11 protein-coding genes are annotated in these 12486 nt (G+C 69.0%); 10 read left to right on the forward strand and 1 reads right to left on the reverse strand.

Going from position 1 to position 12486, the window contains the following annotated elements; genetic code table 11:
* The first annotated feature begins 236 nt into the window (after positions 1-236).
* Genes ACYVF6_RS39045 through ACYVF6_RS39090 form a run of 10 tightly spaced genes read left to right on the forward strand, consistent with a single transcriptional unit; the run spans position 237 to position 11646 of the window.
* On the forward strand, positions 237-1853 hold the full coding sequence (locus ACYVF6_RS39045; protein WP_460529403.1) for an ABC transporter substrate-binding protein: 1617 nt from the start codon (positions 237-239) through the stop codon (positions 1851-1853).
* Between the two features lie 22 nt (positions 1854-1875).
* Positions 1876-2835, forward strand: coding sequence for an ABC transporter permease (locus ACYVF6_RS39050; RefSeq protein WP_460529406.1), 960 nt, complete (start codon positions 1876-1878; stop codon positions 2833-2835).
* The gene (gene opp4C / locus ACYVF6_RS39055; RefSeq protein ID WP_460529409.1) at positions 2832-3728 is read left to right on the forward strand and encodes an ABC transporter permease; all 897 of its coding nucleotides are present in this window, start codon (positions 2832-2834) and stop codon (positions 3726-3728) included. The genes ACYVF6_RS39050 and opp4C overlap by 4 nt, the downstream gene beginning before the upstream one ends.
* Positions 3729-3736: 8 nt before the next feature.
* A complete protein-coding gene (locus tag ACYVF6_RS39060; protein WP_460529412.1) occupies positions 3737-4735 on the forward strand; it encodes an ABC transporter ATP-binding protein in 999 nt (332 codons plus the stop codon).
* The gene (locus ACYVF6_RS39065) at positions 4732-5727 is read left to right on the forward strand and encodes an ABC transporter ATP-binding protein (protein WP_460529415.1); all 996 of its coding nucleotides are present in this window, start codon (positions 4732-4734) and stop codon (positions 5725-5727) included. The genes ACYVF6_RS39060 and ACYVF6_RS39065 overlap by 4 nt, the downstream gene beginning before the upstream one ends.
* Positions 5724-6890: a sialidase family protein gene (locus tag ACYVF6_RS39070; RefSeq protein WP_460529418.1), complete on the forward strand. Its 1167-nt coding sequence runs from the start codon at positions 5724-5726 to the stop codon at positions 6888-6890. The genes ACYVF6_RS39065 and ACYVF6_RS39070 overlap by 4 nt, the downstream gene beginning before the upstream one ends.
* Positions 6887-7735 carry a PIG-L deacetylase family protein gene (locus ACYVF6_RS39075; RefSeq protein ID WP_460529421.1) on the forward strand — a complete coding sequence of 283 codons (849 nt, stop codon included), beginning with the start codon at positions 6887-6889 and terminating at the stop codon, positions 7733-7735. The genes ACYVF6_RS39070 and ACYVF6_RS39075 overlap by 4 nt, the downstream gene beginning before the upstream one ends.
* 10 nt (positions 7736-7745) lie before the next feature.
* Positions 7746-9962, forward strand: a complete 2217-nt coding sequence (locus ACYVF6_RS39080) for a sialidase family protein (protein ID WP_460529424.1) — start codon at positions 7746-7748, stop codon at positions 9960-9962.
* 20 nt (positions 9963-9982) lie between these two features.
* A complete protein-coding gene (locus ACYVF6_RS39085) occupies positions 9983-10600 on the forward strand; it encodes a hypothetical protein (RefSeq protein WP_460529427.1) in 618 nt (205 codons plus the stop codon).
* On the forward strand, positions 10600-11646 hold the full coding sequence (locus tag ACYVF6_RS39090) for a hypothetical protein (protein ID WP_460529430.1): 1047 nt from the start codon (positions 10600-10602) through the stop codon (positions 11644-11646). Before ACYVF6_RS39085 ends, ACYVF6_RS39090 begins: the two co-directional genes overlap by 1 nt.
* Here ACYVF6_RS39090 and ACYVF6_RS39095 read toward each other — a convergent pair.
* Positions 11643-12485: an amidohydrolase family protein gene (locus tag ACYVF6_RS39095; protein WP_460529433.1), complete on the reverse strand. Its 843-nt coding sequence runs from the start codon at positions 12483-12485 to the stop codon at positions 11643-11645. The genes ACYVF6_RS39090 and ACYVF6_RS39095 overlap by 4 nt on opposite strands.
* Position 12486: the final 1 nt, after the last annotated feature.

Genomic DNA, 12486 nt, shown 5'->3' on the forward strand with positions numbered 1-12486 from the left:
TCGAACGTGTCCTGCCATGGGCAGCTAATCTGGAATCGAGTTCCATGTCAAGGGAACAACCGACGTCACGTGCCCGAAACCGGCACGCTGGACGCAGGCCGCGACACGGGCAGATCCTGAGCAGGCACTTGACAGCACGCGGCAGAGGCGGACACTGTTCTGAAATCAGATTTCAGATCGCACGAGTTGTCTCCGCGCAAGCGACGACGCAGGGCGAGGCAGCGGAAGAGGTAACCATGGGCAAGCGGATGAAGCTGATCGCCGCGGCGGCCGCCGCCCTGCTCGCGGTCGGCGCGGGCTGCGCGCCGGACGGGACGGGTGGCTCCACCGGCAGCTCCGGAAAGCAGACCCTCAACGTCTTCATGTACCAGAAGCCCGCCGGTGTGTTCAGCCCGATCACCGGCGCGAGTGGCCCCGACAACGAGGTCATGTCGCTGATCTACCAGAGCCTGGTGCAGGCCGATGCCAAGGGAACGCTGCAGCCGGTCCTCGCCGAGTCGCTGCCGGAGGTCTCGGCCGACGCCAAGACGTTCACGTTCCATCTGCGTAAGAACGTCAAGTGGAGCGACGGCAAGCCGTTCACGGCCAAGGACGTCGTGTTCACCTACACCAGGGCCGCCGACCCGAAGACCGGCAGCGCCAACTCCGGCAACTACACCGGCATCGAGGGCGCCGCAGAATACCTCGCGGGCAAGGCGAAGACGATCTCCGGCCTGAGCGCGCCCGACGACCACACGTTCGTGCTCAGGACGACGCAGCCGAACGTCGGCATCGTCGCCCAGATCGGCACGGTCTACGTGATGCCGGAGCATCAGCTCGCGAGCCTGCCGGTCGCCAACTTCGCGCTGAACAAGTACTGGAACGCGCCGAAGCTGGCCATCGGTCCGTACAAGTTCGTCGAGAACAAGGTCGACCAGTTCGTCCACGTGACGGCGAATCCGCAGTACCGGAAGAAGATCCAGATCAAGGACGTCTATCTCAAGGCCGTGACCGCCGACGTGGCCACCGCGCAGCTCAGCACCGGCGAGATGGACATCGCCTCGATCGCGCCGACCGACCTGGCGGCCGTGGAGGGACAACCGAACCTCAAGGTGTCGACGGTCGACACCGGCGGCTTCGTCCGGATGTCGTGGAACCAGGACCAGCAGCGCTTCAAGGACCCGAAGGTGCGGCAGGCGTTCCTGTACGCCATCGACCGCGAGGCGATCGTCAAGAGCGCCCTTGCCGGCAAGGGGAAGGTCCGCAACTCGGTGTTCGACCCGAAGTGGACGGCGTCCGACATCGACACCTACGCCTACGACCCCGCCAAGGCCAAGCAGTTGCTGAAGGAGGCGGGCTGGGACGGAAGCCAGGCCGTCAAGATCTCCTGGATCGCCGGCGGCAACCCCGACCGGGACGCTGCGGCCACCGCCATCCAGGACATGCTGAACAAGGTAGGCATCAAGGCCAAGCTCGATCAGGTGCAGGCCGCGTTCTTCACCGACGCCTACACCAACCCGTTGAAGTACGACCTGACGCTGTTCGGCGGCGGCAACTACAGCATCGACTCCTGGAGCACGCACGTCGTGACCGGATGCGACCAGTGGGTGCCCGACCACGGCGGCAACGTCGGTCACTACTGCGACAAGGACCTCGACGCGCTGATGAACAAGGCGAACGGGACCGTCGACGAGGCGCAGCGCGGCGAGCTCTACAAGCAGGCGTCGAAGCTGGAGAACGCCGACCCGTCGATGATGTGGCTCTACAACCCGAGCGGCGTCTGGGCGGTGAACGCGAAGCTGAGCGGCTTCGAGGGCCTCGACCCCAACGGTGCCGGCTGGTGGATGCCGGAGAACTGGAAGTTCACCAGCTGACAAGGCGACGGGAGACTCCCTGGTGCTGGCCTATGTCGTACGCCGTGTCCTGGCGAACGTCGTGGTGTTCTGGGTCATCACGCTGATCGTGTTCCTGCTGATCCATCTCGCGCCGGGCGATCCGGTGCGGATGCTGATCCCGCCGGAACAGATGAACAGCTCCACCGCGGCGTTCATCGCCAGGATGCGGCACGAGCTCGGCCTGGACCAGCCGTTGCTGGTGCAGTACTGGCACTGGCTCACCGGCCTGTTCACCGGCGACCTCGGCACCTCGTTCGCCGACGGCCGGCCCGTGCTCACCGTACTCGGCGAACGGATCGGGCCGACCGTGCTGCTGATGGGCCTCGCCCTGCTGCTGAGCCTGGCGCTGGCGATCCCGCTCGGCGTGGTCGCGGCCGCGCGCAGGCACAGCGCGGTCGACTACGGGTCGACGGTCGTGAGCCTCGCGGCGATCTGCACGCCGCCGTTCTTCCTCGGCATGGTGGCGATCTACGTGTTCGCGGTGAAGCTGCAGGTCCTGCCATCCGCGGGGATGTCGGACCCGATCGCGCCGAGCCTCGTCGACAGCGTGCGGCATCTCGTCCTGCCGGTGGCGATCCTCGGGTTCGCCGGCTCCGGTGCACTGACCCGATACGTACGGTCGAGCGTGGCGTCAGAGCTCCGCTCGGACTACGTACGCACCGCCCAGTCGAAGGGCGCGTCGGCGACCCGCGTGGTGTTCCGGCACGTGCTCCGCAACGCGCTGATCCCGGTCATCACGGTCGTCGCGCTGTCGTTGCCCGGCCTGCTGGCCGGCGCGGTCGTCGTCGAGCAGATCTTCGCCTGGCCGGGCATGGGACAGCTCGCGGTCGCCTCCGTCGGCCGGCACGACTATCCGGTGATCCTCGGATTCGCGTTGCTGGTGGCGATCCTGGTGCTCGTCTCGAACCTCGTCGCCGACATCCTTTACACGGTTGCCGATCCGAGGGTGGACCTACGATGACGGCCGACGTACGGGACCTGGGCGCCGCCGACAGACCGGCGCCACGGCAGCAGGCGCCGTCCCGCCTGGCCGTCCGCCGGTTCTTCCGGCACAAGCTCGCGCTGGCCGGACTCGCGGTGTTCGTGCTGATCGTCCTGGCGACGCTGGCCGCACCGTTGCTGGCCGGTCACAGCCCTACCGACGTCGACCTGCTGGCGACCCGGCAGCCACCCTCGGGTGAGCACCTGCTGGGCACCGACGCGTCCGGCCGGGACGTGCTGGCGCGCCTGCTGTACGCCGGCCGGGTCTCGCTCGGCGTCAGCCTGGCGGCGGCCGCGATCTCGGTGCTCACCGGCGCGCTGCTCGGCTCGATCGCCGGGATTCTCGGCGGCTGGGCCGACATGGTGGTGATGCGGGTCGCGGACATCGTGCTGTCGTTCCCGTCGCTGGTCGTTGTCGTCGTGATCGCCGGGATCTTCGGGCCGAGCGTGCTGACGATGACGCTCGCGATCGGCCTGATCGGCTGGCCGACGGCAGCGCGCGTGGTGCGCGGCGTGACGCTCTCCCTGCGCGAACGGGAGTACGTCCAGGCCGCGCGGGCCGTCGGCGCGAAGAGCCGCTGGCTGATCGTGCATCACGTCCTGCCCGCCGTGCTCGGCCCGCTGGTCGTGGTTGCGACGCTCGACGTCGCGCAGTTCATCCTGCTCGAGGCCGCGCTGTCGTTCCTCGGCCTGGGCGTTCAGCCACCCGCACCGAGCTGGGGCAACATGCTGAACCAGGCGCAGAGCCTCACGGTGATCAGCTCGATGCCCTGGCTCTGGGTGCCGCCCGGCATCGCTGTCGCGGTCACCGTGCTGTCGGTCAACTTCGTCGGCGACGGCCTGCAGGACGCCGTTGACCCGAGGCAGGGGTGAGGGAGCCGATGAACGACAGCAACCGCACATCCCTGCTCCAGGTCGAGGACCTGGCGGTCGAGTTCCGGACCGAGGACGGCATCGCCCGCGCGGTCGACGGCGTCGGCTTCACTGTGTACGAGGGTGAGACGCTCGGGCTGGTCGGCGAGTCCGGCTCCGGCAAGAGCGTGACCGCGATGTCGTTGCTGGGCTTGGTTCCGAGCCCGCCGGGCAGGCTGCGCTCGGGCACGGCGACGTTCCGCGACCGCGACCTGCTGCGGCTGAAAGGCCGCGAGCTGCGCAAGGTCCGCGGCGGTGACATCGGCGTGGTGTTCCAGGATCCGATGACCGCGCTCAACCCCGTGATCCGCATCGGCCACCAGATCAACGAGACGTTGCTGCTGCACGACCGGAAGCTCGGCTCGCGGCGGGCCACCGAACGTTCGGTCGAGCTGCTCCGGCTGGTCGGCGTACCCCATCCGGAGACGACCGTACGGATGTATCCGCACGAGCTGTCCGGCGGCATGCGGCAGCGGGTGATGATCGCGATCGCGATCGCCAACGACCCGGCGCTGCTGATCGCCGACGAGCCCACCACCGCGCTCGACGTGACCATCCAGGCGCAGGTACTCGGCATGCTGCGCAAGGCCCAGCAGGAGACCGGCGCCGCGACGCTGCTTATCACGCACGACCTCGGTGTGGTGGCAGAGCTGGCGGCCCGGGTGATCGTGATGTACGCGGGCCGCATCATGGAGGAAGGGCCGGTCCGTCGGATCTTCGCGCGGCCCAGGCACCCTTACACCACAGGGCTGCTGGCCAGCCTGCCGCGCCTGGATCGGGACGAGAAGACGTTGCGGCCGATCGGCGGCAACCCGCCGAGCCTGCTGACGGCCCAGCCCGGTTGCCCGTTCGAACCACGCTGCGCGCTCGGCCGGGGACGCGAGCTCTGCCAGACCGTACGGCCGGAGCTCGTCCGGGTCGGGGACGACCACACCACCGCCTGCCACTTCCACGCGGAGCTGCCATGACCGAGGTCGTACGCGTACAGGAGCTGGTCAAGCACTTCCCGATCCGCAAGGGCCTGCTCCGCCGGGCGGTCGGCGCGGTCCAGGCGGTCGACGGCGTGAGCTTCAGCCTGCACGAAGGCGAGACACTCGGCCTGGTGGGGGAGTCCGGCTGCGGCAAGAGCACGACCGGCCGCATGCTGGTGCGGCTGACCGAGCCGACGAGCGGGCAGATCCGGTTGCGTGGCGACGACATCGCGGGCCTGCCGGCGATCCACCAGGACGTGCAGATCGTCTTCCAGGACCCGTACTCCTCGCTGAGCCCGCGGATGACCGTGCACGACATCGTCGCCGAGCCGCTGCGAGTCAACCGGCGTTACGCCGAAGGGGGAGCGGAGCGCGTCGCCGAGCTGCTGGAGATGGTGGGGCTGACGGCCGAGCATGCCAGGCGTTACCCCCATGAGTTCTCCGGCGGCCAGCGGCAGCGGATCGGTATCGCGCGGGCACTCGCGCTCGGCCCGAGCGTGCTGGTGCTCGACGAGCCGGTCTCGGCGCTGGACGTGTCGATCCGCGCGCAGGTCGTGAACCAGCTCGACGCGCTGCAGGACGAACTCGGGCTCGCGTACCTGTTCATCTCGCACGACCTGTCGGTGGTGCGGCACATCTGCGACCGGGTGGCGGTGATGTACCTCGGCCGGATCGTCGAGGAGGGCGCGAAGGACGACATCTTCCACGGGCCCGCACACCCGTACACGCAAGCGCTGCTGTCGGCTATCCCCCTGCCCGACCCGGAGGCGGCCGAGCAGCGCGAGCGGATCGTGCTGACCGGCGACGTGCCGAGCCCGAGCAGTCCGCCGAGCGGCTGTCGTTTCCGTACTCGATGCTGGAAGGCGCAGGACATCTGCGCCGAAGTAGAACCCACGCTGGCACCCACGTCAGAGGGCTCCGGGCACGTCAGCGCCTGTCACTTCGCCGAGCCGTCCGACATCCTGCGGATTGGAGCAGCCACAGCATGAGCCTGCTTTCGTTTGCGTACGCGGCACTGGCCGCCGCACTCGGGGTCGCGCCCGTAGCAACCGGACCAACCGTCGTCGAGCCGGAGGCGATCGTGCAGACGACCGCCGTGCCCGGCGCGCCGTGCGACTCCTCGGTCTTCGGCACGAACTGCCAGGGCTACTTTCCCGACGTCGTGGTCGATCCGGACGGTGACGGCGTCGACGACCTGCTGATGGTCTACCGGTGGGCGAGCGCACACCAGGGCGTGCCGAGCCAGCTGAGGTTCGTGAAGAGCACGGACGGCGGGGCCACGTGGGGCACGCCGTCGACCGTGATGTCGTCGCAGACGCTGGACTTTCGGGACCCGTCGCTGGCGGTGACCCGCAGCGGCCGGCTGTTCCTGTCGTACTTCACCCAGACCGTCAGCACGGGTGCGTCGAACGCGTCGCAGGTGCGCTACCGCGACAAGGGGCAGACCGCGTTCACCTCGCCGGTGACGGTGAAGTCCAGCACGCTGCAGGCGCCGTACACGACCGCGAAGATCGTCCAGCTCGCCAACGGCCAGCTGCTGATGCCGGTCTACGGCACGCCCAAGGCCGGCGGGCCGCACCAGTCGGCGGTCATCGCGAGCACCGACGGCGGCGTCACCTGGGACGGCACGCTCACCGGACACCAGAAGACGGTCGGGTCGAGCAGCTCGATCTACTACCAGGAACCCGCGATCACGGAGATCGAGCCCGGCCACGTCCGCATGATCATCCGCTCGGCCACCAAGGACAGCAACGGTGGCACCGTGCACGGCCCGGGCTATCAGTCCGACTCCTACGACAACACCTACATGACGACCTGGACCGCGCCGTCGTCGCTCGGAGTGCGGATGCACGCGCCGGAGGTCTTCCGCATCGCCGGCACCAACCTGGTGCCGACGCTCTGGAGCCAGCCGAACGCCGGGCCCGCGGGCTCGGTCACCTCCAGGCCCGTCGTCATCCGGATGCGTCACACCGACGTGTTGTGGAACGACACGCCGAGCCACACGCTCTACACGCCGGCCTCCGGCTGGGACGCCGGCTACTCGGGCACCGTCGCGATCGGCACGACCCGCATGGTGACCGTGGTCTACGACACCTCCCGCCGCGGGATCTTCTCCGTTCGCTACAACGTCGCGGACGTCGACATCCCATGAAGATCCTGACGATCTACGCCCATCCCGCCGACACGATCACCAACTGCGGCGGAACGCTGGCTCGCCACGCGGACAACGGCGACGAGATCACCGCGCTCATCCTCACGCACGGCGGCCGGATCCACCCGAACAAGTACGCCGAGGAATGGCGCAGGGACGAACCCTCGGCGGAGATCGCCGGCGCGGGACTCGACGACATCGTCGAGAACAAGAAGGCCGAGCTGCGCAGGGCCGCCGAGATCATCGGCATCGGCAAGCTGGTCACGTTCGACCTCGACGACACGATGACGCGCGTGCACGAGAGCGTCGTCGAGCGCGTCGCCCGGCAGGTCGCGGAGGAGCAGCCCGACCTGGTGATCTGCGACTACCCGCTGAACGCGGCGGCGCCGTCGAGCGCGCACACGATCGCCACCATGACGGCGCTCGCGGGCATCGACCGGGCGAGCACGTACCTGCGCAACCTCGACGGGCGGGCGGAGGTGAACGTCAAGCAGGTCTTCTTCACCTCGCTGCCGACGTTCGTCTACGACGTGTTGTCGGCCTCCGGCGCGCGTAACGACGTGTTCGTCGACATCACGCCGGTGGTCGGACGGAAGGTCGCCGCGATGGACTGCTTCGAGAGCCAGGGCTACGCGGGGCTGTTCGCCCGCAAGCTGATCGAGTCGAACAACGGCGAGTTCGGCCGGACGGCAGGCGTCAACTACGCCGAGGCGTTCTGCCGGTATCGCAACGAGACGCATGCGTTGCTGCCGCTCACCGATGCGGCCAGGCAGGCCGACCCGCTGACGCGGCACGTGGCGTACTCACAGATCGACCTGCGCGCGACCTACCCGCGGAATCTCTAGGAGGGAAGCTATGCGGCTGCGTGGATTGGTGACCGGCTTCGGGCTCGCGGTCGCGTTGCTGGGGCTGCCGGCCGGCAGCGTCGCGCCGGTCGCGCTGACCAGGGCGACGTTTCCCGGCGGCGACGGCGGCTCGCCCGACGCACCGGCGTGGGTGACCGGGCCGGAGTGGAACGTGCTGAACTGGGGTCCCGGCCCGGTCGCCGCCATCGCGGCGGCGGCCGCGATCGACACCGTGGTGGACGGGCGTACACAGCAGAGGGTGTTCGTGTCCACCAACGCGAACCAGGACGTCGCGACCGCCGACACGGTGTCGAACATGTCGTTCTCGCTCGACTCCGGCCTGTCGTTCCTGACGACCGAACGGAACTTTTCCGTGTCGGCGTTGAACATGGCGCGACTGCCCGACGGCTCGATGATCTCGATCGAGTTCATCCCGGAGTGGGCGAACGACGCGCACACGGCCATCCACATCCTGACCTCCAGGTCGGCCGACCAGGGCAAAACCTGGCGGGCACCGGTGCAGGGCCTGTTCACGCCGCCGCCCGGCAAGGAGTTCGGCGGCACCGACCGCGGGCTGCGCATCCACCGGCGGCCGATGGTGCTGCCTGACGGCACCTGGCTGGTGCCGGCGTACGGAACCTTCAAGGGCGAGCGCGGCTCCAGCATGATCCTGCAGTCGACGGACCAGGGGGAGACGTGGACGCTGCGCTCGCAGATCCCGGCCGGCCTGTCGACCAACGAGGTCGGCTGGGCGCGTACGACGTCGGGTGAGCTGCTGGCCGCGATCCGGACGGCGGAGAATCCCGCGCGGCTGCAGGTCTCCCGTTCCTTCGACGACGCGAAGACATGGACCGCCGCGACACCCCTGATCGGCCCGGACGGCAAGCAGGTCGCCGGCATCTTCCCGGACCTCGTGCTGCAGCCGAACGGCGTTCTCCTGCTGGGTACCGGGCGGCCGGACGGGCGCGTGCTCGTGTCGTACGCCGGGGACGGGCGGACGTGGGACGACGTCCAGACCGTCTTCGCCAACTACCCGTCGGACACGTTGAACGGACGGTACGACGGCACGAGCGGCAACAACTCGATCGTCAACGTGGGTGCGAGCCGGTCGATCTTCTTCGGCGACACGTGCGCGGTCTGGGGCTGCGGGGCGTACAACGAGCAGTTCGGGGTCTACGCGAAGTACGTCAGCGCGGTGACGCCGGGCGTCGGGAAGCTCGACGTCGCGACGCAACTGCGTGAGGGCGTGGCGAGCGTCGAGGGAACGTTCGCGAAGCCGGTGCGACGGTTCCCGGAGACGCGGCCCGCGGGCGCGTTCGACGGGAGCTCGCGGCCGAACGCGGCGGCGGTCCTGCAGGCCGGCGATGGCACGGCGCCGTCGATGGTGCTGAAGCTGGACCGGCCGTACACGTTGGACCGGATCGGCCTGATGCTCGGGTCGGGCGAGCCGGCCTCGGGCGCGATCTCGCTGTCGCTGGACGGGAAGACGTGGTCGGAGCCGGTCGTGGAGACATCTGGCACGCGCGACTATGCCCTGCGCTACAAGGACTTTCCGGCCCAGCGCGCGCAGTACGTCAAGGTCGTCGCGCCGGCGGGCCGGGCGACTGCCGTGACCGAGTTGGAGCTGTACGCGAGCGACGTCCAGACGTTCGAGAACGACCCGATCTTCGACGTGCCGCGTGGTTTCGTCGACGCCAAGCACGCCTGGACGACCGATGTCGACGGCGGGCCGGGCGATGTGGAGATGGGCGGATACCGCAGCAGCACAGCGCTCCGGCTGTGGGACAAGTGGACCGACGACAACGCGACCGCGACCAAGCCGGCACCCGAGGCCGGACACCAAGTGACGTCGTTCCAGTGGGGGACGACCGACTTCCGCGGGCCGTTCGTGTTCGGCATCGACGGCCGCGCGGACTCGGGTCCGGCCAAGCCATGGCAGTTCCGGCTGGTGAACTCGAAGCCGGCGCAGACGCTGGAGATGTACGACGGCTCGGCGTGGATCGCGCTCGGCACGCTCAGCACCGCGATCCCGGTGCACACCTGGGTCCCGATCACCGTCGACGCGACGCTCACGTCCGCCACGGTGAGCATCGGCGGTCAGGAGTTCACCGCGTCCAAGCCGGCGGCGGCGGCCGACGCGCTGGCCGGCGTGACGTTCTCGACGGGCGACCCGACGGGGTACGGCATGCTCTTCGTCATCGACGACCTGACGATCAGCGGGAGCTGACCGCCGATATCCTCCCGGGCATGAAGCGTGCCCTGACCGCCTGCGTGGCGGCCGCCGTGGTCGTACTGGCCCTCGCGGCCTGCTCGGACCAGCCCGAGGCCTCGCCGACCCCCTCGGTCACAGCGACGTACACCACGCAGCCGCCGCTGACGCCGCCACCGCCGGTGCCGCAGAGTGCGAAGGTCGGCCAGGCGATCCAGGTCGCCGAGCTCAACAGCGAGGAGCTCGCGAAGGACGACCCTGAGCCGTGGTCGCGCGCCACGATCACGGTGTCCTCGGCCGAGGTCCGGCGAGGTGACCCGGCCATCAAGAAGGACTTCTGGCCCGAGAACAACGGCAAGTACCTGATCGTCACCCTGCGGACCGAGGTGACCGAAGGGCCGTTCATCATCTCCGACCAGCACTTCGAGCTGGTCGCGCCGGACGGCACGAAGTATCCGCTGGACCAGAACTACTTCTACCGGCAGGACCACTTCGAAAACCTCGCCGGCTCCGAGGACCAGGTCCCTACACCCGGCGCCTCCGAGCCAGGCTCGGGCGTGCTGATGTACAGCGTGCCGGCGGAGGGTGTGGCGAAGGGCACCAAGCTGCAGGCGAGCCTCTGGAAGGGCCAGACGTTCAGCTGGACCATCGCCTAGTGCGGCAGCAGGTGCCGGCGGCGAGGCCACTGGGTCCGGATGCCGAAGGCCAATGGGTTCGCCGCTGGACGTCGCCGGCGTGGACGCGGACCGTGGATGCCTGGGTGCGTGCCCGGCTCGCCGAGCTCGGCCGCCGGATCAGCGGCGAGCCCGTCACCTACCGCGCTCGCTTCTGGTCCGTGGTGCGCTGCTATCCGACCGCGGAAGGCCTGGTGTGGCTCAAGGAGAACAACCCCGCCCATCGGTTCGAGGCGGGTCTCGTCGCCGCGATGGCGCGGCTCGCGCCCGACGACGTGGTCGTGCCGACCGCGGTGGATCGCGAACGTGGGTGGCTGCTCACCGACGATCAGGGCACGACACTCACGCATCCAGACGTCGCCGATCAGCCGACCCGGTTGACGGTGGTTCGCGCACTGGCCCGTTTGCAGTGCGCGCTCCTCGGTAACCTCGACGTTGCCGAGCACACCGGGATGGTCCTGCTCCCACCGGACACCGCAGGCGACCGCATGCGCGGCATCGCCCGGGAGTGGGCGGCGCTGCCGCCGGAGCACACCCTGCGACTCGAGCCGGACCTGCTGAAGCGAGCCGAGCTGGCCGCCGACGTGCTGGATCGGCGTACAGCATCGATCAGCGACACCGTTCCGATCGACCTGGAGCTCAACGACGTCTACGCCGCCAACGTCTTCGCCGACCGCGCGACCGGCACGCTACGACCACGGTTCTTCGACTTCGGCAACGCGATCTGGGGCCATCCGTTCGTCTCGCTGCACGGGTTCGTCGAATCGGTCGTTGAGTGGACCGGTGCGCCGTTGGCTCGCGTGGACCGCGACGAGCTGTACGACGCTTACCTGTCGGTGTGGCGTGACCATCTCGACGCCGATCCGCGGGTGCTGCGTACCGATCTCGCTGCCACCGGGGTGCTGGAAGGCGTGCACCGGCTGGTCTCGTGGCTGCGCTTGGTACCGCACGCCGATCCGGTCGAGCTCCGGACCTGGGCCGAGATCCCACGGCGGTGGCTGGCCGGTGTCGCCGCCCTGGCCGGCTAGCCGGCCGGACGCAGGCCGAGCGCCTCCGACGGATCGTTGTCGATCAGGAAGTCGATCGTCTCCTGCTTGACCCGCGGCAGGTTGCCGGCCTCGAAGGCGGCGATCTCGCGGAGCCCCGCCACCGCCTCCGCGGGCGTCCACATCGGATAGTCGGAGCCGAACAGGAGCTTCGGCACAGCGCTCCATTCCTGCGCGCGTACCAAGGCGTGATAGCCGTCGAACGGACGCGCCCAGGCGGCCGAGACATCGGCGAACACCCGCGGGTTCTTGCGCAGCACCACCATGGTCTCGCGCTGCCACGGGTGCCCGAGGTGCGCGATGATCTGCACCAGCTCCGGATGCCGGGTCGCCACGTTGTCGACCAGCAGGGGATCGCTGAGCGCCAGGTCGCCGATCGGGCTCGGGGTCGCGCCCATGTGCCACAGGACGACGAGCCCGTGCTCGACGGCCGCGCGATAGACCGGATCGTGCGCCGGATCGCGCGGGTCGAAGCCCGCCAGCACGGGATAGAGCTTGATCCCGCGCAGCCCGCGCGCCACACCGTCCTCGAGCTGTTTCAGGACGTCCGGGTCGGACAGGTCGAGCGACATGAAGCCGACGGTGTTGGTCGAGGTCGCGGCACAGAACTCGGCGACGAACTGGTTCGGCATGCCGACACCCGCCTTGGTGGCCTTCAGGCCGAACACGAACGCGGTCGTGACACCGGCCTCGGCCATCTTCTCGTCGTAGACCTCCGGACGGACGTCGACCCAGTCGTACTGGTAGACCGGACGCCAGTTGTCGTCCCACTCCGGACCCCAGTGCTCGTGCTGCAGGCAGTGGGTGTGGACATCGAACAAG

This window comes from Flindersiella endophytica (genome assembly GCF_054779015.1).